At 62.5% G+C, this 25251-nt stretch carries 30 protein-coding genes; 16 read left to right on the plus strand and 14 right to left on the minus strand.

Translation table 11 applies throughout. The features are described 5' to 3' along the window. Positions 1–17: 17 nt before the first annotated feature. Entirely contained in the window at positions 18–1256 is a 1239-nt protein-coding gene (locus tag ATK23_RS11850) for a M20 family metallopeptidase (RefSeq protein ID WP_245858389.1), read from the minus strand. Between the two features lie 145 nt (positions 1257–1401). Next, positions 1402–2052 carry a 4a-hydroxytetrahydrobiopterin dehydratase gene (locus tag ATK23_RS11855; protein WP_066142247.1) on the minus strand — a complete coding sequence of 217 codons (651 nt, stop codon included), beginning with the start codon at positions 2050–2052 and terminating at the stop codon, positions 1402–1404. Positions 2053–2236: 184 nt separating this feature from the next. Between ATK23_RS11855 and ATK23_RS11860 the strand changes: the two genes are divergently transcribed. Both ATK23_RS11860 and ATK23_RS11865 read left to right on the plus strand, forming a co-directional pair. After that, entirely contained in the window at positions 2237–2773 is a 537-nt protein-coding gene (locus ATK23_RS11860; protein ID WP_066142249.1) for a hypothetical protein, read from the plus strand. Continuing rightward, on the plus strand, positions 2773–3228 hold the full coding sequence (locus ATK23_RS11865) for a DUF421 domain-containing protein (RefSeq protein ID WP_066142253.1): 456 nt from the start codon (positions 2773–2775) through the stop codon (positions 3226–3228). The genes ATK23_RS11860 and ATK23_RS11865 overlap by 1 nt, the downstream gene beginning before the upstream one ends. A gap of 79 nt (positions 3229–3307) precedes the next feature. Here ATK23_RS11865 and ATK23_RS11870 read toward each other — a convergent pair whose 3' ends face one another. From ATK23_RS11870 to ATK23_RS11885, 4 genes are read right to left on the minus strand one after another with little or no spacing between them, the layout of a single operon-like run. Next, positions 3308–3646, minus strand: a complete 339-nt coding sequence (locus ATK23_RS11870) for a hypothetical protein (protein WP_066142255.1) — start codon at positions 3644–3646, stop codon at positions 3308–3310. Continuing rightward, on the minus strand, positions 3637–4242 hold the full coding sequence (locus tag ATK23_RS11875; protein WP_066142257.1) for a cysteine hydrolase family protein: 606 nt from the start codon (positions 4240–4242) through the stop codon (positions 3637–3639). Before ATK23_RS11875 ends, ATK23_RS11870 begins: the two co-directional genes overlap by 10 nt. A gap of 3 nt (positions 4243–4245) precedes the next feature. Continuing rightward, positions 4246–4452: a metallothionein gene (locus ATK23_RS11880; RefSeq protein WP_083515608.1), complete on the minus strand. Its 207-nt coding sequence runs from the start codon at positions 4450–4452 to the stop codon at positions 4246–4248. Between the two features lie 41 nt (positions 4453–4493). Beyond that, positions 4494–4703, minus strand: coding sequence for a hypothetical protein (locus ATK23_RS11885; RefSeq protein WP_066142260.1), 210 nt, complete (start codon positions 4701–4703; stop codon positions 4494–4496). Between the two features lie 199 nt (positions 4704–4902). On the opposite strand from ATK23_RS11885, the gene ATK23_RS11890 reads away from it, so the two are divergent. Next, positions 4903–5319: a CBS domain-containing protein gene (locus ATK23_RS11890; RefSeq protein WP_066142263.1), complete on the plus strand. Its 417-nt coding sequence runs from the start codon at positions 4903–4905 to the stop codon at positions 5317–5319. A gap of 114 nt (positions 5320–5433) precedes the next feature. Here the strand turns inward: ATK23_RS11890 and ATK23_RS11895 are convergent, their stop codons facing one another. Genes ATK23_RS11895 through ATK23_RS11900 form a run of 3 tightly spaced genes read right to left on the minus strand, consistent with a single transcriptional unit; the run spans position 5434 to position 6156 of the window. Next, complete coding sequence (locus tag ATK23_RS11895) at positions 5434–5682, minus strand: hypothetical protein (protein WP_066142266.1); 249 nt, start codon at positions 5680–5682, stop codon at positions 5434–5436. 27 nt (positions 5683–5709) lie between these two features. After that, positions 5710–5865, minus strand: coding sequence for a hypothetical protein (locus ATK23_RS16370; protein WP_157066401.1), 156 nt, complete (start codon positions 5863–5865; stop codon positions 5710–5712). A gap of 24 nt (positions 5866–5889) precedes the next feature. After that, positions 5890–6156, minus strand: coding sequence for a DUF7218 family protein (locus ATK23_RS11900; RefSeq protein ID WP_028268631.1), 267 nt, complete (start codon positions 6154–6156; stop codon positions 5890–5892). A gap of 311 nt (positions 6157–6467) precedes the next feature. Here ATK23_RS11900 and ATK23_RS11905 point away from each other — a divergent pair, with 311 nt between their 5' ends. Then, a complete protein-coding gene (locus ATK23_RS11905) occupies positions 6468–7484 on the plus strand; it encodes an SDR family oxidoreductase (RefSeq protein ID WP_245858391.1) in 1017 nt (338 codons plus the stop codon). 37 nt (positions 7485–7521) lie between these two features. Here the strand turns inward: ATK23_RS11905 and ATK23_RS11910 are convergent, their stop codons facing one another. Then, positions 7522–8616, minus strand: a complete 1095-nt coding sequence (locus ATK23_RS11910) for a hypothetical protein (RefSeq protein WP_157801656.1) — start codon at positions 8614–8616, stop codon at positions 7522–7524. A gap of 181 nt (positions 8617–8797) precedes the next feature. Here ATK23_RS11910 and ATK23_RS11915 point away from each other — a divergent pair, with 181 nt between their 5' ends. Both ATK23_RS11915 and ATK23_RS11920 read left to right on the plus strand, forming a co-directional pair. Beyond that, a complete protein-coding gene (locus tag ATK23_RS11915) occupies positions 8798–9046 on the plus strand; it encodes a hypothetical protein (RefSeq protein ID WP_167550509.1) in 249 nt (82 codons plus the stop codon). Between the two features lie 41 nt (positions 9047–9087). After that, entirely contained in the window at positions 9088–10260 is a 1173-nt protein-coding gene (locus ATK23_RS11920; RefSeq protein ID WP_066142276.1) for an alcohol dehydrogenase catalytic domain-containing protein, read from the plus strand. A gap of 4 nt (positions 10261–10264) precedes the next feature. Here the strand turns inward: ATK23_RS11920 and ku are convergent, their stop codons facing one another. Further along, complete coding sequence (gene ku, locus ATK23_RS11925) at positions 10265–11341, minus strand: non-homologous end joining protein Ku (RefSeq protein WP_322787540.1); 1077 nt, start codon at positions 11339–11341, stop codon at positions 10265–10267. Positions 11342–11497: 156 nt separating this feature from the next. Between ku and ATK23_RS11930 the strand changes: the two genes are divergently transcribed. The 3 genes from ATK23_RS11930 (at position 11498) to bcp (ending at position 15163) form a co-directional block, all read left to right on the plus strand. Next, a complete protein-coding gene (locus ATK23_RS11930; protein ID WP_066142279.1) occupies positions 11498–14020 on the plus strand; it encodes an ATP-dependent DNA ligase in 2523 nt (840 codons plus the stop codon). Positions 14021–14035: 15 nt separating this feature from the next. Continuing rightward, the gene (locus ATK23_RS11935; RefSeq protein ID WP_022875705.1) at positions 14036–14293 is read left to right on the plus strand and encodes a DUF4235 domain-containing protein; all 258 of its coding nucleotides are present in this window, start codon (positions 14036–14038) and stop codon (positions 14291–14293) included. A 393-nt stretch (positions 14294–14686) separates the two neighbouring features. Continuing rightward, positions 14687–15163 (plus strand): thioredoxin-dependent thiol peroxidase, encoded by a 477-nt coding sequence (bcp, locus tag ATK23_RS11940; RefSeq protein ID WP_066142282.1) that lies wholly within the window; start codon positions 14687–14689, stop codon positions 15161–15163. A 105-nt stretch (positions 15164–15268) separates the two neighbouring features. Here the strand turns inward: bcp and ATK23_RS11945 are convergent, their stop codons facing one another. Then, complete coding sequence (locus ATK23_RS11945; RefSeq protein ID WP_066142286.1) at positions 15269–16348, minus strand: carboxylate-amine ligase; 1080 nt, start codon at positions 16346–16348, stop codon at positions 15269–15271. Positions 16349–16970: 622 nt separating this feature from the next. Between ATK23_RS11945 and ATK23_RS11950 the strand changes: the two genes are divergently transcribed. Next, positions 16971–17294: a hypothetical protein gene (locus ATK23_RS11950; RefSeq protein ID WP_066142289.1), complete on the plus strand. Its 324-nt coding sequence runs from the start codon at positions 16971–16973 to the stop codon at positions 17292–17294. Between the two features lie 145 nt (positions 17295–17439). On the opposite strand, the gene ATK23_RS11955 is transcribed toward ATK23_RS11950, so the two are convergent. Beyond that, positions 17440–18816 (minus strand): NAD-dependent succinate-semialdehyde dehydrogenase, encoded by a 1377-nt coding sequence (locus ATK23_RS11955; protein ID WP_066142293.1) that lies wholly within the window; start codon positions 18814–18816, stop codon positions 17440–17442. Between the two features lie 431 nt (positions 18817–19247). Between ATK23_RS11955 and ATK23_RS11960 the strand changes: the two genes are divergently transcribed. The 6 genes from ATK23_RS11960 (at position 19248) to ATK23_RS11985 (ending at position 24067) form a co-directional block, all read left to right on the plus strand. Further along, positions 19248–20120, plus strand: coding sequence for a hypothetical protein (locus ATK23_RS11960; protein ID WP_066142296.1), 873 nt, complete (start codon positions 19248–19250; stop codon positions 20118–20120). Between the two features lie 9 nt (positions 20121–20129). After that, entirely contained in the window at positions 20130–20549 is a 420-nt protein-coding gene (locus tag ATK23_RS11965) for a phage holin family protein (protein WP_066142299.1), read from the plus strand. Beyond that, the gene (locus ATK23_RS11970; RefSeq protein WP_066142303.1) at positions 20546–21124 is read left to right on the plus strand and encodes a DUF3618 domain-containing protein; all 579 of its coding nucleotides are present in this window, start codon (positions 20546–20548) and stop codon (positions 21122–21124) included. The genes ATK23_RS11965 and ATK23_RS11970 overlap by 4 nt, the downstream gene beginning before the upstream one ends. Before the next feature lie 156 nt (positions 21125–21280). Then, a complete protein-coding gene (locus tag ATK23_RS11975) occupies positions 21281–22663 on the plus strand; it encodes a cryptochrome/photolyase family protein (protein ID WP_083515610.1) in 1383 nt (460 codons plus the stop codon). Between the two features lie 322 nt (positions 22664–22985). After that, complete coding sequence (locus ATK23_RS11980; RefSeq protein WP_066142563.1) at positions 22986–23396, plus strand: DUF4383 domain-containing protein; 411 nt, start codon at positions 22986–22988, stop codon at positions 23394–23396. Continuing rightward, positions 23393–24067: a hypothetical protein gene (locus tag ATK23_RS11985; protein ID WP_066142305.1), complete on the plus strand. Its 675-nt coding sequence runs from the start codon at positions 23393–23395 to the stop codon at positions 24065–24067. The genes ATK23_RS11980 and ATK23_RS11985 overlap by 4 nt, the downstream gene beginning before the upstream one ends. 59 nt (positions 24068–24126) lie before the next feature. Here ATK23_RS11985 and ATK23_RS11990 read toward each other — a convergent pair whose 3' ends face one another. Further along, positions 24127–25188 (minus strand): 2,3-butanediol dehydrogenase, encoded by a 1062-nt coding sequence (locus ATK23_RS11990; RefSeq protein ID WP_066142307.1) that lies wholly within the window; start codon positions 25186–25188, stop codon positions 24127–24129. Positions 25189–25251 lie beyond the last annotated feature (63 nt).

Here is a 25251-nt window from a genome sequence, read left to right on the forward strand (position 1 = left end):
CGGACATCGTCTGTTCCCTACTCTTGTGCTCCGTTGCCCAGGTAGGCCAGTGCGGCCACCACCTGGGTGCTGGTTGCTGTTTGAAGGGTTGGGTGGATCACCGGTGCGAAGAACGGCGAGTGGTTGGCAGGGATATCGGAGGCGACGGTTCCCGCGGCAACCGCATCCTTGTATTTCTGCGGATCCACGCAGCCCACCGTCCAGTAGGCATAGGGAATGCCGAAGGTATCCGGAATGGTGCTGAAGTCCTCCGACGCGGTGGCCGGGTCTGCATGGTAGACCTGCCCCTCGGGGAAATGGGCTTCGAAAGCCGCGGTGATCTTGGCGTTGGCCGTCTCGTCATTGCTGGTGAGCGGGAACTGGTCGTAGAACTCGAATTCCGGTTCCTTGGGCGAGCCGGCCGCCTGGCATTCGCCGCGCACAATCCGGTGGATGGAGTCGATGACACGCTGGCGGATGGCCGGCTCGTAGGTTCGGATATTCAGCAGCAGCTGCGCACGGTCCGGGATGATGTTCGCGGTGGTGCCCGCCGTCAGCGACCCGACGGTGAGCACCGCGAAGTGCCCGGGCTGGGTTTCGCGGGAAACAACGGTCTGCAGCTTGAGCACAATGGAGGAGGCGAGCACCACCGGGTCCACCGAGTTATGCGGCATCGAGCCATGGGCTCCGCGTCCATGCACGGTGATCCGCAGGCAATCCCCGGCCGAGAGAATCGGCCCGGCGGTGGTCCCGATCATTCCGGCTTCTGCAGGCATCACATGCTGCGCCAAGGCCACCTCGGGCGTGGGGATCTTGTCCACCAGCCCGTCTTCCACCATCGCCTTGGCGCCGGCCGCGGTTTCCTCGGCCGGCTGGAACAGGGCGATGTAGGTGCCGGACCAGGCTTCCTTGTTTCCGGCGAGGTACTTTGCCGCACCGAGCAGGGTGGCCATGTGCATGTCGTGGCCGCAGGCGTGCATGGCGCCCGGAACCTCGGAGGAATACTCCAGCCCGGTGTCCTCGGTGACCGGCAGCGCGTCCATGTCGGCGCGGGCCAGGACCACCGGGCCCTCGCCATTGCGCAGGACGCCGACGATTCCGGTGCCGCCGATCAGCTGGACTTCATAGCCAAGATCTTCGAGTTCCTCGCAGATCCGCGCCGAGGTTTCATGCTCCTTCAGCCCCAGCTCGGGATTGCGGTGGAAATGCTTGTAGAGCTCTTCTTGCCATGACAGCTGTTCCTCGATCGAAGCGGTGATTTCCTGTGCAGTGCCCACTGGGTCCCCCTCTCTTCGCGCCGAGCTGCGGTTAGCCGACATGGCCCAGCTGGCTCCGGTGATTTCAATCTATCCCCCGGCTAGCCAGGCAGTCCAGCAACCGGTTGAATGCAATATTCGGCAACTTCGGCGAGCGCCCGCGCCGCTAGCGGTCCTGCTCGGTGCAGATGCAGAACCTGTTGCCCTGCCGATCCGTCGCCACGGTGAAGCTGGGGGCGTACTGGCTATCGAGTTCGGTGCTTTCGCTGCCCAGCGCTTCGAGTACCGGCTGGCTTTCGGAGAACGGGACCCAGACATCCAAATGCAGCCGGTTAGGGTTGGGGTCTTCTGTTTTCTGGAACCAGATGGCAGGCAAGCGGTGGTTCGGGTCAACTAGGCTGCCGTCCTCCTGCTGCTGGTATCCCAGGCCGGCAGCCCACTGCGCGGCGACCTGCTGCGGGTCGGCTGTATCGATGCCGATTTCCACCGTGCGGATCAATTCCGGGCGGGAAGTGGCGCCAAGTGCCCGGGCCTGTTCGGAGATCCTGCGTGCCAGGGCGATATCCCGGGCGGTCACCCGCCCTCCGGCGTCATGGGAAGTAGTGGTGACGAAGACGCGGTTGTAGCGCCAGTCCACGTCCGGGTGGTGGTTGTCCATTTCGGCGGCTCCTGCGATATCGCTGAAGAGCTCGATGGCGGATGCCGCTGTTTTGGTCTGGAAAACGGCGGCTATGCCGCCGGGGATTTCCCGCCAATGCGGCAGGTCCTCCAGATAGTCGCTGATCTGCTGGTCACTGAGAATGTCGTTGCTGCCCATGCGTATCTCCTCCTTGAAAACACGATGGCACCGGTGCCGCTTCGCCTCAAGGAGATTTCCTGAATGCACAGGTTTCCATCAGTGCCAGCGATCTGGATGTCTCCTGTGAACTGATGCGCTACCTGCCCGTACGCGGGCGGGACGGCCTAGCCTCGATGGCAAAGCGCAAGGAGGCCAGAATTCCATGCTGAACATCTTCCAAGCCGAGATCAATGATTCGACGCTGGATGACATCAAATCTGCGCAAAGCAATCGCAAGCGCCGGCGGCTGCGCCGTGCCGCTGTCCTGGCGGTTGCGGTCATCGTCGTGGCTGCCTTGCTCGGCCTGTTCGACCAGGAGCAGACCGTGGTGAAGGACGGGGACAGCTTCACGGCCGAAGTGCAGCTGCCCACCGTGATCAGGGCCGGAAACGAAATCGAGCTGAGAATTGAAATCACCGCTGCCGAGCCGTTGCCCGAGACCGTCACCCTGGAGCTGGACGAGGACTACCTGATGCTCTTCGAGGACTTCTCGGCCTTTCCCGAGCCCGAGTCCGTAGCAAGCGGCGCAGGCGGCACCATCCAATTCGAGGTGGCCCCGGTGCCGGGGTCCAGGCAAATGGTCGCCACGCTCACCGGTCGCGCCTCGGATCAGTGGTCCCCGAGCACCGACGGGGTGCTGGGCATCAAGGTGAATGGCAATACAACGGAACTAGAGATCAGAACCTGGAGGATCCCCTGATGGATATCGTCATCCGCGCCGCCGCCGCATTCATCATCTTGTGGCTGGCTACCCGCGCCGCGGGCCGGTCCACCCTCGGCGAGCTCAGTTCATTCGAGCTGGTGCTCTTCGTGGTGCTGGGCGATTTGGTGCAGCAAGGCATCACCATGGAAGACCGTTCGCTGGTCGGCAGCTTGCTGGCGGCCTTCACCATGATCGTGCTCGCGGCGATCCTGAACTACGCGAATATGCGATGGCCCAAGCTGGGCAAGCTGATGCAGGGCCGGCCCATTGTGCTGGTGCGCGACGGCGTGCTTGACCGCAAGGCGCTGCATGCTGAGCGCATCGGCCTGGATGAGTTGAGCATGCTGGCCCGCCAAGCCGGCATCGAGAACTACAGCAGCATCCGGCTGGCGATTCTGGAGGCCAGCGGCAAGATCTCCTTCTTCACCCAGGAAGCCCAGTCCCAACCCTGAGCGCAGTGCCCGGACATTCGAGAAAGCGAGCGGTGCCAACCAGATAGGTTGGCACCGCTCGCGTTGTGCGCTCGGTCCGCTACTGCTCTTCCGGGGTCTCGCGCTGATCGGGCAGGTTGGCGCTGCGCTCCGCGTCCAGCCCGGGGTCCTCGAACTCTTCGGGTTCATCGAGCTGCGTGTCATCGACAGCGCGTTCCCCGTCCAGCGGTTCGACCAGCGTAGTTTCGGGATTCAGCAGCAGCGGGTCCTCGTCGCTTTCGGCCAGGATGCGCTCTGCCCCGCGCAACGGGTCATCCGCATCCAGCTGCGCAGGCGCATCCGAGGAGCCTTCGGCCGGTTGGCTGTCGCGGCCATCCAGCGGCTCGTCGATGTCCTGGTCCTTGCGCACATTCTCGAATTCTTCATTGTTCAGTGACATTTGCGCTCCTCTTGCCTTGTCCATAGGGAAATGATTTCTTCGGTGTCCATCAGCTTCTGCCGATGCTGGGTGCTCATGTATTCCAGTGCGTTCTGCCCTGCCTGCGGGTCCGGGGACGCACAGGCATCGGTGGCGACCGCAACCGGGAGATTCGCGGCAAACGCGTCAGATGCCGTAGCCCGGATGCAGGTATCGGTGGCGACCCCGGCCAGCACCAGGGAACTGGCGCGGCGTTGCAGCAGCAGCGTCGTCAGCTCCGTGTTCCAGAAGGCGCTGTCCCGGCGCTTGACCACCTCGATGGCCCCGGCCAGCTCCAGCTCCTCCAGGTACCCGGCTTTCGCCGTGCCTTCGAAGAGGTAGCCCTGGCCATCCTCGAGCATCTTCAGCGTCCAGGTGGACCTGTCTTCCTTGTGCACGGTGCGCACGCTGATCACCGGCACCCCGGCCCGTGCCGCCGCCGCGGCCAGCCGATTGCAGTTGGCAGTGATCTGCTGCCTCGATGCGGCCAGCCCGGGGTCTGCGAAGAAGCCGCGCTGCAGATCGATGAGCAGCAGGGCCGGGTGCCTGAAGTCGCTTGTGGAATCCGTAGCACCCATGGCTCAGCTGTGCGCCGCGCAGTGCTGGCAGCAGAACACGTCCTGTTGCTGGCGCACCGGATGGCCCAGGATGGCGCAATCGCAGTGCGCGCATCGCTCGGCCATGTCCTGGATGGCGCATTCGAAACTGTCGTATTGGCCTGAACGCCCATCCCTGCTGAGCATGAATAGCGGGTCCTGGTCGTTTCCGCACAAATCGCAGGTCTGCATTGGTTCTCTCCTGTTCTTCTGCTGGGTGTTCCCCTTTGCGGCTAGCGTTCCCCGTCATCCTCGCGGTACTGGTCTTCGGTCGAATCATCCAGATCCGGGTCGATGCCCTCGGCCTCGTGGGCCGGGGCGGGAACGTGCTCGTCATCCGGCTGGCCCAGCGGCCAGGTTTTCTCGACCAGATCCTGGTCCGGGTCCTTCAGCCGATCTGCGGCGTGGGCAATGGCTTCCTTGGCCTTGTCGATGAGTCCCATGGTTCTTGTCCTTCCGGATTGATCCGATACGGTCCTCTAACCGAATACCAGTGACGCGTGCCCCGCGTACATGATTAATCGGCTGTTGCCAGCTTCGCCCCGGGCCAGCCTGCAAGGACGCTGGCAATGGTTGAAGGCCTGCTTGCGGTGCTGGAGCGTCGGGAGCGTCCCAGCAGGAAAACACGAAAGGAGCACGATCATGGTTGCAGCCAAGGAACTAATGACCTCGCCAGCCAAATGCGTCAAGGAACAGGACTCGGTCCAGGTCGCAGCCCAGCTGATGAAGGACCTGCAGGTCGGCATGCTGCCCATCTGCGGCAAGGATGACCGGCTGGCCGGCACCATCACCGACCGCGATATCGTCATCAACGCCGTAGCCGACGGCGTGGTCACCTCCAGCACCAAGGTCGCCGACTATGCCCAGGGCAAGCCGGTGACCATTGGCGCCGACGATTCCATCGAGGAAGCCATCCGCACCATGCAGGAGCACCAGGTGCGCAGGCTTCCCGTCATCGACGGGCATACGCTGGTGGGAATGCTCGCCCAGGCGGACATTGCCCGCTACTACGACGAGCAGAGCACCGGAAGCCTGGTCGAAGGGATTTCCCAAGACTAGGACCAGACCAGGACCTGCCGCCGGCAGCAGCACAAGGAAGAGCTTCCGGGCAAACCACGGTTTTCCCGGAAGCTCTGCTCTTGCTCTTGGCGATTTTTCGCGGCAGTTGCCGCGTCACCGTCCGTTGGCGTCCGTGCCTCCCCTCGGGTCATCCAACGAGCTTGGTCCCCGAACCAGGCGGTACACGCCGTAGATGAAGAGCAATGCGCCCCAGCCTGCCACGATCCACAGTGGTCCCGAGGTGCTGTCAGGCGCCGCGAGCAGCGCGTAGATGGCGAATCCTACGGCCACGAGCCCGCCCACAATCGTGAGCCACAGGCCGGGCCGACGGCCGTGAGCCCTATTAATCGGTTTGTCCGTCATGTCTTCATCCTTTCCTCGAAGGAAAGCTCAACCCGCGTCAAAGCGGTCTTCGCTTTCCTCAGACGTATCCTCGGTATTCTCTTTGATGCTCCCCCGGCGGGCCACACGCTCGGCGCCGAGTTCTGCTTCGCCATCCGGCTGCGTGGTGCGTGCCAGGTTCTCGGGCTTGTCTCGGTCACTCATTGCTTCTCCTGTCGTGGCGATCGGCTATGAATTGCGCAGGGCATCGATGAGCTCGGCCTTGCGCATCTTCGAACGGCCCTCAACCCCGATTTCCTTGGCCCGGTCCTGCAATTCCTCGACGGTCCAGTCCTCGTAGTCTCCGGATTTGCCGCCGCGCTTGCCCACCTCGGAGCGACCATCGCGGGCGGCGGCATTGGCGATGCGCGCCGACTTCTGCTTGGAGTTCCCCTCCTCGCGCAGCTCTTCGTAGAGTTCCTCATCCTTGATCCGGCTCTTGCCCTTGCCTGCCATGGGTTTCCTCCCTCTCACGCTTCGCCAGCTGGCCTTCGGATAACCAGCACTGTGCCTCCCACGCTAGCTACCTGCGGCCACAGGCGACAGGGCAACCCCCGGACTTTATGCTGGATCCCAGACTTCGGCGGTAGCACATTTTCTGGCAGCAGCCGCGAAGCTGATGCTTGCCCGAAAGCTCTCTGGCCGTTGCCGCCAAGTGGGCACCGTGCTGTTCACCGCCGGTACCCCGCGAAGAACACTGGGAGGTGTCCCTGACGCCGTTGGCGCTCTCGCGACGGCGTCTTCCAGCAACTGAAGGAGGAAAAGCCATGCCCGGGAAGAATCCCCCGCACCACAATGAGCCAGTAGGCACTGCCAACGATTCGAGCAGCACCGGGTTGCCGGATCTTGGTACAGCAGATGAGCCGGTGGGCACCGGCAGCCACCTGGATTCGCGCACCAGCGATTCCGCGGAAACCGAGCGTGCCGGCAAGGAAAAGATCAGCCCTCCCGAACAGCGCCAGCCGGAGCCCGGCCTGGATCAGGAGTTGAAGCCGAAGGCGGATCACGGCGAGCGAAGCTACCAGGGACGGGACCGGCTGGCCGGAAAACGCGCGCTGATCACAGGTGGCGATTCGGGCATTGGAGCGGCGGTGGCGATCGCTTTCGCCCGCGAAGGGGCCAGCGTCGCCTTGGCCTACCTGCCCGCTGAGCAGCCGGATGCGGATGCCATCGCCGGGCTCGTGGAAGAGGCCGGCGTCGAGGTGCACCTGCTGCCCGGGGATCTGCGCGACCGCGAGTACCGTGGTTCGCTGGTCGACAAGGCGGTGGCCGCACTCGGCGGACTTGACATCCTGGTGAACAACGCCGGCAAGCAGATCAGTGTCGAATCCTTGGAGGAGCTGAGCGATGAGCAGATTGAGGCGACCTTCGATGTGAATATCTTCGCGATGTTCGCCCTGAGCCGGGATGCGCTGAAGGTGATCCCGGCCGGCGGATCCATTATCAATACGACGTCCATCCAGGCTTTCGATCCCTCGGATCACCTCATGGACTACGCCTCGACCAAGGGGGCGATCAGCAACTTCACCAAGACGCTGGCCTCCCAGGCTGCCAAGCAGGGAATCAGGGTCAATGCGGTGGCTCCCGGTCCCATTTGGACTCCGCTGCAACCCTCGGATGGCCAGCCCATCGAGGCGTTGCCGAAGTTCGGCCACGATACCTGGCTGGGCCGGGCAGGTCAGCCGGTCGAACTCGCTCCAGCCTATGTGTTCCTGGCCAGCGACGAGGCCTCCTATGTTGTCGGATCCACGGTGCACGTCAACGGCGGGAAGAACCAGCCGTAGGACCGTGCACTTGTCCCCGGGCGGATAGGCCCGGGGATCAATCCACCTCGTCCTTGCTGATGGTGAATTCCATATTCCTCCGTTCGTACTCGCGCTGGCTGAAGGTAGCGCGCTGGACTTCCTTGACCTCGTCGAAGCTGGAGCCGATGGCCCCGCCCATGGTTCCCAGCGAGGATGCCAGCCAGGCAAGATTGACGTATTCGGCCAGCGACACATCGTGGCGCAGCTGATAGGCGAGGTATTCCTGGTCAATGACAATCAGTGCACCCGCCAGCAGCGCCAGGAATAACAGCAGGTACATGGCCGTCGCTGCAAACCCGACCGTGAGCACCGTGGCCGCGTTGTAGACAACCATCCGCTCGCGGCGGCGGTTGCCCTGGGGCCTCTCCCACAGCCGGTTGTGCAGCAGCAGCCAGAGCGTGAGGATCAGGATGCTTGACAGCGTGATCAGCGCAAGCCGCGCAGCGGGCAGGTAGTCGGCCATTGACCAGATGCTCGTGTAGAACACGCCGAAGGCTCCGGTGGCCACCGCACCTGCCATCGCGGAGGAAAGCCGCGGCACCAGTTTCCACGGCTGGTTGCTGCGCACCATTCCGGCGATCAGCAGCAGCCGCCCGCGCAGGCCCTCGATGCTCGTGATACGGTTCTGCTCGTTCTGCCCGTCCTGCCGGCTGGCATGCACGCTCATTGCCCGGCCCAGCGGGGTGAGCGGCGGGGCGGGCTGCTTGCCGGTAGCCAATTCCCTGACCAGTTCGGCCAGTTCCCGTGCCACCGTGCGCGGCCGGGCCATCCCGAGACTGGGCATGGAAAGCACGGCCGAAGCATCCTCGACGGAAATCACCGAACGCACCGGCCGGTTCTGCACATAGTGCGGTGCATCGGTCAGGTAGATGATGAAGTCCCAGCCGTGCTTCTCCCGCAGCTTCGGCACCTTGTCATTCAACGCCACCCGTCCACTCTCCCCCAATGGCAGGGAGAACGGAGCCACCTGCACGTCCCACCGGTGCTCCTGCTCCTGCAACTTCTCCAAGACCCCTTCCAACCGCGCAGCTACCCGATTAGCCATGGCATCGGCGATGCCGGGATCGGCAATTATTCCTATCGTGCGCATCTCGGGATCTTGCACGCTCATCAGCACCTCGCAGCTCTCCGGCAGCAGCTTGGCCCGCTCCCACAGCACACCCTAGGAAGTCGTGCCCGGGCATGCAGTGCCGTTCAGCAACCTTGCAGGAACCAGCATCGGCACTGCACCCTTGATCCCCGGGATTGCGCGGATTCCCGGCTCACAGGCAATGCCCATCAAACATCCCTTGTTGCCTTCGGCCCGGTGTGGCAGGGTCAGTGCCATCGCCCATCTGGTACAGGAAGGAAAGACCACGGACTCCAATCAGCCAGAAGAAGAGACGCGCCAGGGGAACCCTCCCCTGCGCGATGAGCACCCTGGGAAAGATCCCGCGAAGGACAAGCAGAATCCGGTCGGCAGCAATGAGGATGCTTTCGAGCAGCGCCCGGAAGACCAGGACCCGGACGCGGTGGACACCGACCAGTTCAATACCGACTGACTGCTGTCCATACCGGCAAACGAAGCACGGAGGAGAATGATTTGAAGGCACTGACATGGCAAGGCAAGCGAAAGGTCGCATTCAGCGAAGTCCCGGATCCGGTGATCCAGGATCCCGGGGACATCATCATCAAGGTCACTTCCACCGCAATCTGCGGATCAGACCTGCATCTCTATGAGCTGCTTGGACCCTACATGCATGCTGGCGACGTGCTGGGCCACGAAACCATGGGGATTGTCCAGGAAGTTGGCAGCGGCATCACCAAGCTGTCGGTGGGCGACCGGGTAGTCATCCCGTTCAACATCTCCTGCGGCCACTGCTGGATGTGCCAGCATGACCTGCAGTCGCAGTGCGAGACCACCCAGGTGCGCAAGCACGGCAAGGGCGCCCAATTCTTCGGGTACTCCGAACTCTATGGACAGGTTCCCGGCGGCCAGGCCGAATACCTGCGTGTGCCCCATGCCGATTATGGTGCCGTGAAAGTTGGCCACGAGCTGCCCGACCACCGCTATCTGTTCCTCTCCGATATCCTGCCCACCGCGTGGCAGGGTGTGAAGTACGCAAGCGTCCCGGACGGCGGAACCCTCGCGGTCTACGGGCTCGGACCGGTGGGCCAGCTCGCCGCGCGAATCGGCCGCCATCTGGGCTATGAGGTGCTGGGTATCGACCCGGTAGCCGAACGCCGCGCCATGGCCGAGCGCCACGGGATCCAGACCCTGGACTTCACCAAGGACACGGTGGGCGAACTGCGCGGGCGCACCGGGCGCGGCCCCGATGCCGTGCTCGATGCAGTGGGCATGGAAGCCCATGGTTCCCCGGTCTCCTCTATGTTCCAGCAAGCCACCGGGCTGCTGCCGGACAAGGCCGCGCAGCTGGCCATGGAGAACGTCTCCGCGGACCGCACCAGCGTGCTGGATTCGGCCATTGATGCGGTGCGGCGTGGCGGCACCCTGTCGATCAGCGGCGTCTATGCCGGGGCAGCCACACCGATGCCGATGGTGAAGCTGTTCGACAAGCAGATCCAGATCCGCCAGGGCCAATGCAATGTGCGCTCATGGACGCGGAAGCTGCTGCCGCTGGCCGAGGATGCAGCCGATCCGCTAGGCCTGGACGACCTTGTCACGCACGAGCAGCCGCTCTCGGACGGTCCGCAGATGTACGAGACCTTCCAGAAGAAGCAGGATGCGTGCATCAAGGTGGTGCTCAAGCCGTAGCAAGCTAGGCACTTTTCTTCCCGGAACCGGAGGCCTTCTTCTTGTGTGGCGAGGAGGAGGCCTCCTTTGCCGTCGCCTTCTTCTTGGCTGGTTTCCTGGCAGCAGCCGGCTTCTTGGCTGCGGACTTCTTCGCCGACGCTGTCTTGGCTGGCGGTTCCTTGCTCTTCGCCGCGGATTTCTTCGCCGGCGCCTTCTTGGCTGGCGGTTCCTTGCTCTTCGCCGCGGATTTCTTCGCCGGCGCCTTCTTGGCTGGCGGTTCCTTGCTCTTCGCCGCTTTGCTCCCGGCTTTTGACTTCCGGCCCTCGATGCTGCGCTTGAGCGCTTCCATCAGATCGATGACCTCCCCGGAGTCGCTTCCGTGCTCCTCGGAGCCGAAGGTCGCTTCAGTATCCAGTTCCTCGCCTTGCTCGATTTTCGCTTCGATCAGCGCTTGCAGTTGGAGCTGGTAGTCGTCCTGGAATTCTTCCGGGGTGAAATCGGTGCTGTACTGGTCCACTAGGGCAGCAGACATCTTCAGTTCCTGCTCACTGATCCGCGGTGATTTCTCCGGTGCCACCTGCTCCGCGTCGCGCAGCTCGTCCGCCCACATGACCGCTTGCAGCACCATCACCTTGGACCGGACACGCAAGATGCCCAGCCGGGTCTTCTGGCGCAGGGCAAAGCGCACCACCGCCAGTTTCTCAGTGTTTTCCAGTGTCCGGCGCAACAGCTCGTAGGCCTTGGGCGACTTCGAGTCCGCCTGGAGGTAGTAGCTCTTCTCCAGCATCAGGGGATCAACTTGGCTTGCCGGGACGAACTGGACTACCTCGATTTCGCGGCTTTTCTCCGCAGGCAGAGCGTCCATGTCCTCATCGGTGAGCACAATGGTCCGTTCCCCGTCTTCATAGGCCTTGTCCAGATCCTTGTAGGCGATTTTCTTCCCGCAGACTTCGCATCGGCGTTCGTAGCGGATTCGGCCGCCGTCCTTGTCATGGACCTGATGCAGGTCGATGTCGTGGTCTTCGGTGGCGCCGTAGGCCTTGACCGGCACGTTCACCAAGCCGAAGGCAATTGATCCAGTCCAGATAGCTCGCATGGGCATAGTGAAGCATCTTTCCGGCCGCGCGTCACTGGCCGGATGAGACTGGCAGGCTGCACTGAGGTTCGCCGGTGCAAAGCGCAAAGCTTGCTTGGAACGCTGGATTCCCCGGCGCTGCTCGGGAAGATTGGCCCCATACGGAAAAGCAAAGGACAGCGCATGGCACACAGGGAGCAAACCGTGAAAGTCGCGGGGCACACGCTGAAGGTCAGCAATCTGGACAAGATCTTGTACCCGCAGACCGGAACCACCAAGGGAGAAGTCATGGACTACTTCCAGCAAGTGGCTCCGGCGCTGATTCCGCATGCCGCGTGGCGCCCCGCTACCCGCAAGCGCTGGGTGGACGGGGTGGGCACTGCCGAAGAACCGGGCAAGGTGTTTTTCCGCAAGGATCTTGAAGACTCCGCCCCCAGCTGGATTCCCTCCGCCAAGCTGCAGCACAAGACCCATGCGAATACCTATCCGCTGGTCAATAACGAGGCGGTGCTGGCCTGGCTGGCCCAAATGGCAGCGCTGGAAATCCACGTTCCCCAATGGCGTTTCGATTCGTCGCTGGAACCTGCCAACCCGGACCGGCTGGTTCTGGACCTCGATCCCGGTCCCGGTGCCGGTTTGGAGCAGTGCGCTGAAGTCGCGCTGATCTGCCGGGAGATCCTCGACGGCATGGAGCTGCCCAGCTTCCCAGTGACCTCTGGTTCCAAGGGCATCCACATCTATGCCGGGCTGGATGGCAAATACACCTCAGACCAGGTCAACGAGGTGGCCAAGGAACTGGCTTCGACGTTGGAGAAGGAGCACCCGCAACTGGTTCTCTCCAGCATGAAGCGCTCGCTGCGCGAGAACAAGGTGCTCGTGGACTGGAGCCAGAACAATGCCTCGAAAACCACTGTCTGCCCATATTCGCTGCGGGGTCGCGCCCGGCCCACCGTCGCGGCCCCGCGGACCTGGGAGGAAATCGAAGCGCAGGGGTTGGCGCAGCTGGACTTCCACGAGGTGCTGGAGCGCATTGCTGATGGAATGGAACCCCTGGCGCAACTGGCCTCGGCGCAACGGCAGGACCCGGATCGCCTGGCGGCCTACCGCTCCAAGCGCGATGCGTCGCTGACACCCGAACCGGTGCCGGAGCAGTCCGGGAAGGCTGAGAAGGCACAGTCCGTTCAGGCCGGAAGCGACGGCACCGGATTGTCTTTCGTCATCCAGGAACACCATGCCCGCCGGCTGCATTGGGATTTCCGCCTGGAGCACGAGGGAGTGCTGGTCTCCTGGGCAGTGCCCAAGGGCCCGCCGCTGGAACCCGGAGTCCAGCGCCTGGCGGTCATGACCGAAGACCATCCGCTATCCTACGCAAGTTTCGAAGGCAGCATCCCGAAGGGGCAATACGGCGCCGGGGAAGTATCGATCTGGGATTCGGGCCGGTGCGTTATCGAGAAATGGCGCGAAGGCAAAGAAGTCATCGCGGTACTCACCGGTGATTCCGCAGGAGGGCTAGGCGGCGTGCCACGGCGGTTCGTGCTGATCCAGGCCGCAGGGATGGGCGGAAAGGACAATTGGCTGCTTCAACTGGCCAAGGACCAGCCTTCGGCAGCCGAGGGCGGGGCCTCCGCTGATTCCAGTGGCGCAGGACCGGACGCTGCTCGCGAGCCTAGCGCCAAGCAGGCCGTGGCTGACCTGTCTGGCCAACCCTTGCGCCCCATGCTGGCCACGCCTGGCACGGCCCGCGACATCTGCATCGAGCAGGACTGGAGCTTTGAAATGAAGTGGGACGGCTACCGCGCAATTGCAGTAGTAGGTGACGGTGGAACCAAGCTGATCAGCCGCAACGGCCATGACCTGACCGGAGACTTCCCGGAACTTGGAATTCTCGGTTCGCTGCTGCCGGACCGCTGCGTAGTGGATGGGGAAATCGTTGCCCTGGATTCTTCGGGCCGCCCAGATTTCTCGCTGCTCCAGCAACGGGTGTCCCACCAGCGCAAGAAGCGCACGAAGCAGGCCTCGGCCGTCAGGATCCAGTACATGCTCTTCGACGTGCTGCAATTGCCTGCTGGCAAAGGCGCCGGGCTAGAGGATCTGACTGCGCTGCCCTACGAGCAACGCCGCCAGCGGCTTGCGGGCCTGGATATCGACCACCAGTACGTGCAGGTTCCCCCGGCCCACACCGGGACCTTGGAACAAGCCATCGAGACCAGCCGCGAGCTAGGCCTGGAAGGCGTGGTGGCCAAGGAACGCGACTCGGCATACGAGCTGGGCCGGCGCAGCGGCAGCTGGTTGAAGCTCAAGCACCAGCTGCATCAGGAAGCCGTGGTGATTGGCTGGCGGGCAGGGCAGGGGTCGCGCAGCCGCAGCCTGGCGTCGCTGCTGCTGGCCATTCCGGGACATGACGGTTTGGAGTACGCCGGCCGTGTGGGCACCGGATTCAGCGACACGCAACTTGCCGAGATCCGCGAACGGCTTGAGAAGATCGAGCGCAAAACTCCGCCAGCCAAGCAGATTCCCGCAGCGCATCGGCGTGATGCCCACTGGGTGAGCCCGAAATACGTGGCAGAAGTCCGATACACCGAACTGACCTCGGAGCGCCTTCTGCGCCATCCCGTGTGGCGCGGTTGGCGCGAAGACAAGCAACCGGATGAGGTCCACTGGGAAACAGCGGATCCTTCCGGAAACCGAACCGCAAACGACGGATAACACAAGGAGCAAAACATGAAATTGCTGGCAAAGATCTTCGGAACCCTGGTCTCACTCGGCGCAGGCTGGCTTGGCGCCAAGCTCGTCTCCGGGATCTGGCACAAGGCCATGGGCGAAGAACCGCCGTCACTGGCCAACCCCGATAAGCAGCAGCAGGCCGCCGTAGGCAAGGTGCTGGCATTCGCCGTGATCTCAGGGGCAAGCGCTTCTGCCATCCAGGCTCTGGCCAAACGGTGGACGCGTTCCCTGGAAGCCAAGGCAGCGGGCCGGTAGCTGGCCGCAGTCAGGCAGAAACCCGGATGCACTGGGTCGGGCAGCTGTTATGCAGCCGCCCGACTCGCTGCTGCCCGGTCCCGCGGAATGGTTGCTCTCGGTGCATCCACCGCAGTGATGAATTACGGATACCTGAAGCCCTTTGGGATACGAGCGGTGATCAGCTGGCCAGCAGATTCATATTCGCCGGCGGAAAGATCCATGCCGTAGCCATTACGCGTGGCGATCTGCGAGGGCAGGCAAAAGCAGCTTCGGACTGGCCGGCAATCTCGACGAAACCGAAGGGCAAAAGTGCAGCGATGCAACTCGCGGCAAAATCACCGACTCCTCTGGTATCTGGGTAATCATGGACTTAGAATGGAAAGAAAATATCACTATACGAAAGTAGAATCCATGTCCATCCAGTCTTCCCCCCTAGCCGCAGGCCAGGCAGCTCCGGACTTCTCCTTGCAGGACGCCAAGGGGGAAACAGTTTCCCTCTCCGACTTTTCAGGTCAGAAGGTTATCGTCTATTTCTACCCCAAGGCCGCAACTCCAGGCTGCACCACCGAGGCCTGCGATTTCCGCGACAACCTCAATTCGTTGCAAGCGGCAGGATACTCCGTACTGGGCATCTCCCCGGACGCACCGGAAGAGCTGGCAGCCTTCGCCAACGACGAATCGCTGAACTTCCCGCTCCTCTCCGATCCTGGAAATGAAGTTGCGACAGCCTACGGCTCCTACGGCGAAAAGACCATCGGTGGAAAAACGATCGTGGGCACTTTGCGCTCCACTGCAGTCATCAATGAAGATGGCAGCATCCAGCAAATCGAATATTCGGTGGATGCCACCGGACATGTAGCCCGACTCCGTGACTCGCTGGGAATCTAGAGGATTTCACATCCGGTTCTTTCCTGCGCCAGTAGTGATGCTTCAGCCGGGGCCAGCTTCGCCTGGCCCCGGCTGTGCTCTGCAGCCCGCGCTGGGACCGTCAAGCTATATCTGCATTTCGGCATGGGCATTGGCCAAAAGATGCATGAAAGCACCACGGTCGAATGCAGCTCGCTGCCGGACCGCGCCATTGCCCGTCTCCAGCATATTTCTCAGGGAAATCACGGCGAAGTCGTAGTCCCCATGAGCTCGCAGTGCGTCCTCGGCAGTACGCAGCAGCCTGCGAGCCAGCTCTTTCACCGCAATCGGTGCGCCGGTTTCCGTATCCACTTGCTCTCCGGTGATTCCATTCTTGGCCGCTTGCCACAATGACAGATCCAGGACTTCGGGAAGATACTCGACAGCTTCGAATTCACCGGCCACGGCAGTTTCGACAAGCCCCCGCAGCAGCACGGCAAGCAAAACCGAATCTTGCGCTCTGAGCTGCGAATCGGCGACACGAATTTCGACTGTGGGATACTTTTCCGACAGCCGTGCGGACCATCCGATATGCCCGGGGTCGGGTACAGCAGCGGTGCCGTTGATGCGCGCAAGACGCGACTCATAGTCCCGGAAATCTGCAAAGTATGGCGGGATTCCCTGGACAGACCACTTCCGGTAATGAATGGTTCTCCACGATGAGAAGCCGCTGTCGACGCCTCGCCAATATGGTGAATTCGCGCCTAATGCGCAAAGAAGGGGCAGCCAGCCGCGCAAGAAATTCAGTGCACGAACGCCGGCTTCCGGATCAGGGACCGAGACATGGACGTGCAAACCGCACATGTAGTGCTCGGCAGCTATTCCTGAAATGAATTTGCCGATTTCCTGATACCTTGCGTTATCGGTAAATGCCGGAGGCTGCTGGGGAATCATGGGCGCCGAACCTATGCCCGCGACCAGCAGACCGCTAGAGGCCGCTTTGCTTGCCAGGGCCCTGCGAAAGCTTCCCAACTCGTGCAACGCCTGGTCCCGGTCTTCGCAGATGGAACTCGCGTGTTCAACTTGGCAAGCTAGAAACTCATTTTGCACTTCCCCGTCGCGTTGCGAATCCAGTGCCTGACGGAACGGCTCCTGATCCACGCTGGCAGGCAATCCTGTTTCTGCGTCAAACATGAAGAATTCTTCTTCAATGCCAAAGGTACTCATCTCATGCCTCCCGGAATGGGTTTGCTTGGGCGCCAAGCTAGCAACTGGCCAGCGTTGAATTTCCAGGTCGCCGCAGGACCACCCGCATCAGTTGTTTGCGCTATTGCGCGTGCGGCTTTTGAAACACTAGTTCGCATGGCTTGGATGCACCCGGTTGAGGCAGGGATTCCCATGGACCTCCCATCAATCCGACATGAATCGAACACGAAGGCTGAAACAGGTCCGGATGTGGAATTGATGCGCTGCAGTGTCCTCGCCCGCATGAATCCGGCGAAGTTCGGATGATATTGCGAAACCTGCGAACCAGCTACTGACTAGTAGGGAAACTCGAGCTGGCAATAGGCTGGGTACGGATTGATTCCCGCCCACGCCCAAGCCAAATACCTTACGCTTGAAGCACACTCCGCTTCTCATTGACGGCGAACTATGCCCTGCCAGCAAGCCAACCCGCAATTTGCGAAGTGGCGTGACTTATGGGGATAACTCGAAAGTTACGAACAAAGTGGAGGTAGTACCAATGTCAGGACGTATGGTCAGGTCGAAAACTGCTGAACGTGTCGCGGAACTTCTGGGATCCCGAGAGGGACGCTCCCATCTGAGCGAGCATGGATGGATCCAGGGAATGCCGGTGATCATTGGACAAATCAACGAGCCGGTTGACGATGTCATGGGTCTCGTTTCCGTTCACAATTGCCCTGTGCTGGTGGCAATACTCGACAACCAGGGTGAGCGGCTTCGTTTCATTCACGTCTCGCCACCAAATGATGCTCTCGAAATAGTTGAAGAAACTCCGGCGCACCACCCGATCTGCTCTCTTTTCGAGCTAGCCGAGGAACACGGCATGCTGGAGTTCCGAGTCCGGTACTGGGCGCACACTGCTGTTGCAAACGCCCTTCCGGACTTCACACCGAAAGAACAGGTGCAAATGACAATGCTGCGCAGATAAATTCCGAACTGCGCGACGTACTTCAGCCGGGAATGGCCGGCTTGCGCCATACCGCTAGGCACCGATTGCAGCCTAAGGCGCCAAAACGAGAACGGTCCTGCCCTCCGATTTACGGAAGGCAGGACCGTTGCCGTTTTGCGGACGGCTAGCGGCCGGCGATCTTCACCAGCTTGTGGTTGATGAATTCGCCCATGCCGTACTTGCCCAGCTCACGCCCGATGCCCGAGCGCTTCACTCCCCCGAAAGGCAGCTCGGGGTAGGAAGCGGAAGGCTCATTGATGGCCACCATGCCGCTTTGCAGCTGCTGTGACACGCGCTGCGCGCGTTCCATGTCCTGCGTGTGGATGGAAGCTCCCAGCCCGTAGTCGGTGCTGTTGGCCAGGGCCACGGCTTCCTCTTCGCCGTCCACCTTGTAGAGCACGGCGACCGGGCCGAAGAGCTCTTCGGAGAACGCGCGCATCTCGGGAGTCACCCCGGCCAGCACGGTCGGTTCGTAGAATGCGCCATCGCCCTGGATCGGCTTGCCCCCGGCCAGCACCTGGGCACCCTTGTCGATGGCATCCTGCACCTGGGCGGCCAGTCCGTCCCGGGCAGCGGCGGAAGACAGCGGGCCGAGGAAGTTCTCTGGCTGGGACGGGTCGCCCACGGTGATCCCGGAGACCTGCTCCACCAGTGCTTTGGAGAAGTCATCGTAGACCGAGGAGTCGACGATGAAGCGCTTGGCGGCATTGCAGGCCTGCCCGGTGTTTCCGAACCGTGCACGCATGCCCAGCTTGGCGGTGCGCGCCACGTCCGCGTCTTCGAACACCATGAATGGATCCGAGCCGCCGAGCTCCAGCACGACCTTTTTCAGGTTGCGTCCGGCAATTTCCGCAACGGCGGCGCCGGCACGCTCCGAACCGGTCAGCGAGACGCCCTGCACCCGGCGGTCCGCGATCATGTCCGCGACCTGCTCATTGGTGGCAAAGATGTTCACGTACGCGCCCTGGGGCGCACCGGCTTCGCGGAAGATCTCTTCCATGGCAAGCGCCGACTCCGGGCACTGCGGAGCGTGCTTGAGCAGGATGGTGTTGCCGTTCATCAGGTTCGGTCCGGCAAAGCGGGCCACCTGGTAGTACGGGAAGTTCCACGGCATGATGCCCAGCAGCGCGCCCACTGCTTCCTTGCGCACCAGCGCCGTGCCGCCGGAGGCGATTTCCAGCTCCTCATCCTCCAGGTACTTCGGGCCGTTCTTGGCGTAGTAGCGGTAGATTGCCGCCACGATGCCGATTTCGCCCAGCGCCTGCTTGATGGGCTTGCCCATTTCGCGGGTGATGATCGCTGCCAGTTCCTCGGCTCGTGCCTCATAGATATCGGCCACGCGTTCGAGCAGGGCAACGCGCTCCTCCAGCGCCGAGACCGACCACTGGGTGTAGGCGTGGTGCGCTTTGGCCATGGCTTCCTGGATCTGCTCATCGGTGGCGGTCGGGTAGGTTGCCTCGACGACGCCGGTGGCAGGGTTGGTAACAGCATAAGTGGACATGGTGCTCCTTCGACGATTCGCTAATTGGACACTTAGCGCCCAGTCTTCCAGCTCCCGTCGCCAATGCCCCGGACTCTTCGGGTATTGGCGTGTTCGCCACGGAAAAAGCCGCTGTTCCTCCAAAGTCGCAGACTGGGCCGGCAGCAGGGATTGCAGTGCTGCTGGACTCCTCGCAGCTGCGCCGGGTGATGCGCTGGACGCTCGGGATCCGGCTCGATCCTACTCGCTTGCCTCCTGCTTTCCTGGAAGCTCCGAGCTCTCGCCATCGAACCTGAATGCTTCCTGCGGATTGGCCGCGATCCGTGACCTGCGGCGCGCTCTTGCCTAGCGTCGTATGCAACCAGCAGCGCTCCGCACGGACTGCGGAGCCGGATGCGCGGCCACCCGTCGCGCCACCCGCAGCTGACGACAGCAGCAGAGGAAGGGAAGACATGAGCACCAACGATCACACCAGTTCGAATCCATTCCCCGATGACCCGCGTAGTACCCCGCAACCCGGAACCGTCCGCCACGGCTTGAACGATCCGGATCCGTTGACTGAGCCGCAAACCGACCTGTTCCCGTCGGGCACTGTCGAACCAGTGCCGGCCGACGCGCATGATTCCGGTGACCTGCAGTCCACAGGAAGCGGCAGTACGTCGGGCAAAGCGCAGGCAGCCCAGGATCTGGCGCGCGAGGGCCAGGAATCCGCAACCCACGTGCTTGACAGCGCCAAGCAGGAAGCCTCGATGCTCGCTGAGCAGGCCAAGGACCAGGCCACCCACCTGTGGGATGAACTCGGCTCCGACCTGAAGGAGCAGACCTCCGCGCAGCAGCGGAAGGTCGCGGCCAACCTGCGCGACATCAGCGATGAGTTCCGCGCCATGCTGGACCAGTCCAGCGCGAGCGGAACCGCGTCCATGCTGGTGGACCGGGCTTCACATCACAGCGGCCAGGCCGCCGATTGGCTCGAACAGCGCGAGCCGCACGACTTGCTGGATGAGGTCAAGGGCTTTGCACGCAAACGCCCCGCCGCCTTCTTGGGGCTGGCGCTGGGCGCCGGCCTGCTGGCAGGACGCATGACCCGGAATGCCAGCGAGCCGAAGGAAGGCACAGGGCACCGCGACCAGCAACCGCGCCCCGGCACCACCAGCGCACCGAACGCCGCGTCCGGTGACGGGCCAGGTCCGGTGCGGGTTGACCCGTCCTTCCAGGGAACCACCCGCGTGGATTCGGCAGGCAACCCGCTGCATGCCGATTCGGTGGATGTGGACCCGCTGCGCTCCTACCCTCCTGGGGATCCGCGCAGCACCGACTACCGCTAGGAGCATTCGATGACTCACACGACGCCAGATCCCGATTCCGCAGAACATGAACGCAGTTCCCTCGGCGCCCTGTTCAATGACCTGACCCAGAATGTATCGCTGCTGGTTCGCCAAGAGATCGAGCTGGCAAAGACGGAGTTGAAGGAGTCGGCCAGCTCCGCCGGCAAGGGCGCGGGAATGTATGCCGGTGCCGGTGTTGCCGGCCATTTCGTCTTGCTGTTCCTTTCCGTTGCGGCTTTCTTCGGATTGTCGCTCTGGATTGGCTATGGCTTCTCGGCCTTGGTGGTCGCCGCCCTCTGGGCGGTGATCGGTCTGGTCTTGGCTAGCGCGGCCAAGAAGAAGATGCAAGAGATCAAGGGACTGCCTAATACGGCCGAGACAGTCAAGAGGATTCCGTCAGCTTTTACTCCGAAGGATGATGCACCATGAGCAAGAATTCAGAAGAACTCCGCGCGGAAATCGCCCAGACACGAGGCGACCTGCAACAGGATGTGGACGCGATTGCCGACAGGGTCAGTCCCAGCCACATTGCCCACCGACAATCCGAAAAGGTCAAGGACTCATTCAGGAAGGTGAAGGACTCCGTCATGGGAACCGGTGAATCAACGAGTGACCAGCTGCACCACTACAGTGAAGACGCCGCGGAAGCCGTCAGGGAGGCACCGCACAGGGTGGCGGAGCAGACCAAGGGCAATCCGCTGGCCGCCGGAATCATCGCCTTCGGGGCAGGATTGCTGGCCTCGTCGCTGCTTCCGGGGACCCAGAAAGAAGCCGAGCTGGTCCAGCGGGTCAAGGACAAGGCAGAACCGCTGGCCGCAGAGGCCAAGGATGCGGCGAAGCAGATTGCCGAAGACCTTCGGGAGCCTGCGCGACAGGCCGCCGAGGACCTGCGGGATTCCGCCCAGGAATCCGTGGAGACCGTAAAATCCGAAGCCAGCTCCGAAGCCGAGCATTTGCAAAGCGAAGCAAAGGACACGGCCAAGGGCATGAATAACGGCTCCTGATCCCCGGGTAGCGGCAAGAGGCTGGTGCGTGCAATCACTGATTGGAACCACCAGCCTTTTGCTATGCCCGGTAGCCGCCGAGCTAGACGGGCCATCCACCATAATTTAGCTAGCCAAGCTAAATAAACACTAGAATGGTTCCATGGAGAATTCCAAATGACTCATTCGGCCTTGCCTACCCAGCTGGTTTGGTTCCGCGATGATCTGCGCACCAGCGACCACCCAGCGTTGAATGCCGCTCTTTCCTCCGGTCCGGTTATCGCGGTGTATGTCCTGGACCAGGAATCTGCCGGCATCCGCCCGCTGGGCGGCGCGGCCAAATGGTGGCTGCATCTCGCGCTGGCGGACCTTCGCATATCGCTTGGACAATTGAAAATCCCGCTCATCCTGCGCCAAGGCCCGGCCGCCGGGATCATCAGCGAACTCGTGCACGAAGGCAGCGTGCAGGCAGTGCATTGGAACCGCCGCTACGGCCACGCCGAACGCGCCGTCGACATGCAGATCAAGCAGGACCTGCATGCACGTGGCGTCCACGCCCACAGCTACAGCGGAACGCTCTTGCATGAGCCCTGGGAGTTGCTGACCAAGAACGACACCGGCTACAAGGTCTTCACGCCTTTCTATAATGCGTTGCGCGACGACGAGATCCGTCCTCCGTTGCCCGCGCCACAGGCACAAGAACCTCTCCCGGACACTAATCTTCCCGCCAGCGACGAGTTGGAGAGCTTGGGATTGTTGCCGGCTTTGGACTGGATTGACGGACTCGCCGCGCAATGGGGACCCGGAGAAGCGCCTGCGCGCCAGCGCCTGGAGCAGGTGCTGGAATCAATCGCCGAAGGCTACGCGGATCACCATGACCGCCCCGATCTGGACGGCACCTCGGCTTTGTCCCCCGCTATGCGCTGGGGACATCTGAGTGCGCCCGAGATGTGGGATGCCCTAGGCCGCCTTGCCGCCGAAAATCCCAAAGCTGCAGCAGGAGCCACCGCAATGCGGCGCCAACTGGCCTGGCGGGACTTCTGCTGGCACCTGTACTATCATCACCCGCAACTTCCGGAGCGGAATCTGCGTGCGCAGTTCGACCACTTCGACTGGGCCTGGCCTGAGCAGGACCCGCACGCCGCCGACCAGGTGCGGCTCTGGCAGAAGGGGCGCACCGGCTTCGGGCTGGTCGATGCCGGCATGCAGCAGCTCTGGCAGACCGGCTGGATGCATAACCGGGTGCGGATGGTGGCAGCCAGCCTGCTGGTCAAGAACCTGCAAGTGCATTGGAAGGTCGGCGAGCGGTGGTTCTGGGACACCCTGGTTGATGCGGATCTCGCCAGCAATTCGGCCAATTGGCAATGGGTCGCCGGCAGCGGAGCCGACGCTTCCCCATATTTCCGGGTCTTCAACCCGGAACTGCAGGCCAAGAAATTCGATCCCCAGGGAAGCTATGTGGCTCGATACGCGCCGCTGGCCGCGGAGCCCATTGTGGACCTGAAGCAATCGCGGCAGGCTGCATTGGATGCTTACGAGCAGATGAAACTCATCTCATAGTCGCGAAGCGTCTGGCAGCGGGAAGATGAAGCCCGCGGATCCAGATGATCTTCAACTGCTATTCGATGTTTCGGCCCAACGCATCTTCGGCTCGCTGTCTCAACGCATCAGCTTCCTTGCCGAGGGATCCAGAGCATCCTCAACCGAACACCAATGCGAAAACGCCTACCCGCTCACTTGCGTGCCTCCGATGCCTGCAAATAAGTCCAACCAAGACCAATCCGCCTTCCATCCTCCTCCGAAGAACCTCTACAGGGTTCCTTCCGGAACCCGCAGAACTCGACGCGGAATAGAATCCGTGTCCCAGGAAGGACTGATTGCAATGCGCACTTCGCCTAACCGCTTGCTCGCAACAATTTTCGGGGCCGTGTACCTCCTTGTCGGCCTGCTCGGGTTCCTTGTCACTGCCGGCGTGGACTTCTTCGCAACAGAGGGCGGGAAGCTGATCATTTTCGAGGTCAACCCACTTCACAACGTGATCCACCTGGCCATCGGCGCTGCACTGCTCATCGCTGGGCTCGGATCCGTGCGTGCTTCCAAGCTCACCAACACCACGGTGGGCGCCGTCTACCTCCTGGTTGGCATCCTCGGCCTCTTCTTGGCCTCGACAGCGTTGAACATCATTGCCCTGAACGGTGCGGATAACGTCCTGCACCTAGCCAGCGCGATTCTCCTGCTGTCGGTAGGGCTGTCCCAGGACCGGACGCCAGCAGCCCATACCGCACGATCATGATTTCCCACGAGGCCATGGAGCCTGCCACCGAACCTGCCACGCAAGGGCGAGATGCAGTTGCGGGCTCCGTTGCCTTCGGCGGCCTCTATGCCGGGATCGCCGGACTGGGAGTCGCGGCGCTGGCCGCGGCCTCCTCCGCCAGCCTGGCATCGGCATTCGGGGTCGGGTCCGCCCCGGCACCGTGGTGGGCGTGGCTCGGCGCGATAGCATCCGCGGCCTGGGCCGGGATGGCGCTGGTGTACGCCGTTGCCAGCCTGCTGAAGGCAGCGGCACCTGCCGTGAAGCTTGCGGTCCCCTGCCTGGCGCTCGTCTCCTCCGTGCATTTAGCCAGCATTGCTGCTGGTCTTTGGGGGTTCCCGGAGGGAGCGAAAAATATGGATCTCACTATTGCTTCCTTGCTGCTGCTTGAGCTGTCGGTGCTGGCGGTCTTCGTGTGGCAGCGCAAGCGGGGGAAGAACTATCCGCACCGGACAGTGCGGTCCAGCAGCCTAGTTGTCCTCGGGAGCATGTTTGCCGGTTCAGTTGCGGTTGCGGCGGTTGCCAGTTTGGGGTTGGCAGCTTCGTCCGCCGGAGAACTGGCGGTACCGCATTCCGAGCACGGCATTCACCATTCAGGAGACATCGACCCGGGAATCATTCAAAAGATGAAACAGGCAGAACACCACCACTAGCCGCAGCCCGGGGGCCAGTGCCAGGTATCCGGCTGGCCCCCATAGCCGAGGATTGCTGGCTAGGCCCGCGGATCAACGATGATCTTCACGTGTTCCTCGTTGTTGTTGATCAGCTGGTCGAAGCCTTCGGAAATAAGCTCATCAAGTCCGATGCGCCCGGTGATGAACGGTGCCAGATCCAGCTTGCCGCTTTGCACCAATGCAATGGTGTCCGGATGGTCATTGGCGTAGCCAATGGTGCCGCGCAGGTCGATCTCCTTCAGCACCAGCTTGGGCATGTCCACTTCAGGCTTATGCCCCCAAATCGAGACATTGACGATCACCCCGCCGGGAGCCACCGCGTCCAGGAGCATGTCCAGCACCGCCGGGACCGAGGAGCACTCGAATCCGGCATCCGCACCACGGCCGCCGGTAGCTTCGCGCACCTTCTGCGCCACGTCCCCGTCCCTGGGATCGAAAACCTCGTCGGCAACCCCGGTTTCCCGTGCCTTGGCCTTGCGGGCCTCGGAGAGCTCCGAGATGTAGACTGCCAGCCCCTTGGCCTTGAGCACCGCTGCGGTCAGCAGGCCGATCGGGCCGGCCCCGCCCACGATGGCCACCTGCCCGGCTTGGGCGCCCGAGCGGACGAAGGCGTGGTGGGCCACCGACAGCGGCTCGATCAGCGCGGCTTCATCCAGTGGGATCTTGCCGATGGGATGCACCCAGCGGCGTTCCACGACGATTTTCTCCGATAGCCCGCCGCCGCGGCCGCCCAGGCCGATGAAGTTCATGTCCCGGGAGAGCTGGTACTGCTGGCCTTCGCCGGTGTCCACATCCTCGTGGATGATGTAGGGTTCCACCACGACGTTCTCGCCGACTTCGAGGCCGGTGACGCCCTCGCCCAGGGCGGTAATGGTTCCGGAGAACTCATGGCCCATGGTCACCGGCGCGCTCTCCCCCGAGATCGGGTGCGGATGCCCGGCCGGCGGGATGAAGATCGGGCCCTCCAGGTACTCGTGCAGATCGGTGCCGCAGATGCCGCACCAGGCAACATCGATGGCCACCGTTCCGGGCTTCAGCACCGGCTCATCGATGTCTTCGATCCGGATGTCCTTCTGGTCGTAGTACCGTGCTGCTCGCATGGCTCCCCCTCGAATCTTCCTGCCTGTTCCCGACCGACCCAATGCCGATCGGTGCTTCCAGCA

Origin of the sequence: Glutamicibacter nicotianae (assembly GCF_002797775.1) — a bacterium.
GTDB classification, from domain to species: domain Bacteria; phylum Actinomycetota; class Actinomycetes; order Actinomycetales; family Micrococcaceae; genus Glutamicibacter; species Glutamicibacter nicotianae.

Bases quoted from the DNA above. Each gene is read 5' to 3' on its own strand.
- ATK23_RS11855 (WP_066142247.1), bottom strand. From the start codon at position 2,052: ATGGGCAGCAACGACATTCTCAGTGACCAGCAGATCAGCGACTATCTG.
- ATK23_RS11860 (WP_066142249.1), top strand. From the start codon at position 2,237: ATGCTGAACATCTTCCAAGCCGAGATCAATGATTCGACGCTGGATGAC.
- ATK23_RS11865 (WP_066142253.1), top strand. From the start codon at position 2,773: ATGGATATCGTCATCCGCGCCGCCGCCGCATTCATCATCTTGTGGCTG.
- ATK23_RS11870 (WP_066142255.1), bottom strand. From the start codon at position 3,646: ATGTCACTGAACAATGAAGAATTCGAGAATGTGCGCAAGGACCAGGAC.
- ATK23_RS11875 (WP_066142257.1), bottom strand. From the start codon at position 4,242: ATGGGTGCTACGGATTCCACAAGCGACTTCAGGCACCCGGCCCTGCTG.
- ATK23_RS11880 (WP_083515608.1), bottom strand. From the start codon at position 4,452: ATGCAGACCTGCGATTTGTGCGGAAACGACCAGGACCCGCTATTCATG.
- ATK23_RS11885 (WP_066142260.1), bottom strand. From the start codon at position 4,703: ATGGGACTCATCGACAAGGCCAAGGAAGCCATTGCCCACGCCGCAGAT.
- ATK23_RS11890 (WP_066142263.1), top strand. From the start codon at position 4,903: ATGGTTGCAGCCAAGGAACTAATGACCTCGCCAGCCAAATGCGTCAAG.
- ATK23_RS11895 (WP_066142266.1), bottom strand. From the start codon at position 5,682: ATGACGGACAAACCGATTAATAGGGCTCACGGCCGTCGGCCCGGCCTG.
- ATK23_RS16370 (WP_157066401.1), bottom strand. From the start codon at position 5,865: ATGAGTGACCGAGACAAGCCCGAGAACCTGGCACGCACCACGCAGCCG.
- ATK23_RS11900 (WP_028268631.1), bottom strand. From the start codon at position 6,156: ATGGCAGGCAAGGGCAAGAGCCGGATCAAGGATGAGGAACTCTACGAA.
- ATK23_RS11905 (WP_245858391.1), top strand. From the start codon at position 6,468: ATGCCCGGGAAGAATCCCCCGCACCACAATGAGCCAGTAGGCACTGCC.
- ATK23_RS11910 (WP_157801656.1), bottom strand. From the start codon at position 8,616: ATGAGCGTGCAAGATCCCGAGATGCGCACGATAGGAATAATTGCCGAT.
- ku (WP_322787540.1), bottom strand. From the start codon at position 11,341: ATGCCCATGCGAGCTATCTGGACTGGATCAATTGCCTTCGGCTTGGTG.
- ATK23_RS11930 (WP_066142279.1), top strand. From the start codon at position 11,498: ATGGCACACAGGGAGCAAACCGTGAAAGTCGCGGGGCACACGCTGAAG.
- ATK23_RS11935 (WP_022875705.1), top strand. From the start codon at position 14,036: ATGAAATTGCTGGCAAAGATCTTCGGAACCCTGGTCTCACTCGGCGCA.
- bcp (WP_066142282.1), top strand. From the start codon at position 14,687: ATGTCCATCCAGTCTTCCCCCCTAGCCGCAGGCCAGGCAGCTCCGGAC.
- ATK23_RS11945 (WP_066142286.1), bottom strand. From the start codon at position 16,348: ATGAGTACCTTTGGCATTGAAGAAGAATTCTTCATGTTTGACGCAGAA.
- ATK23_RS11950 (WP_066142289.1), top strand. From the start codon at position 16,971: ATGCCGGTGATCATTGGACAAATCAACGAGCCGGTTGACGATGTCATG.
- ATK23_RS11955 (WP_066142293.1), bottom strand. From the start codon at position 18,816: ATGTCCACTTATGCTGTTACCAACCCTGCCACCGGCGTCGTCGAGGCA.
- ATK23_RS11960 (WP_066142296.1), top strand. From the start codon at position 19,248: ATGAGCACCAACGATCACACCAGTTCGAATCCATTCCCCGATGACCCG.
- ATK23_RS11965 (WP_066142299.1), top strand. From the start codon at position 20,130: ATGACTCACACGACGCCAGATCCCGATTCCGCAGAACATGAACGCAGT.
- ATK23_RS11970 (WP_066142303.1), top strand. From the start codon at position 20,546: ATGAGCAAGAATTCAGAAGAACTCCGCGCGGAAATCGCCCAGACACGA.
- ATK23_RS11975 (WP_083515610.1), top strand. From the start codon at position 21,281: ATGACTCATTCGGCCTTGCCTACCCAGCTGGTTTGGTTCCGCGATGAT.
- ATK23_RS11980 (WP_066142563.1), top strand. From the start codon at position 22,986: ATGCGCACTTCGCCTAACCGCTTGCTCGCAACAATTTTCGGGGCCGTG.
- ATK23_RS11985 (WP_066142305.1), top strand. From the start codon at position 23,393: ATGATTTCCCACGAGGCCATGGAGCCTGCCACCGAACCTGCCACGCAA.
- ATK23_RS11990 (WP_066142307.1), bottom strand. From the start codon at position 25,188: ATGCGAGCAGCACGGTACTACGACCAGAAGGACATCCGGATCGAAGAC.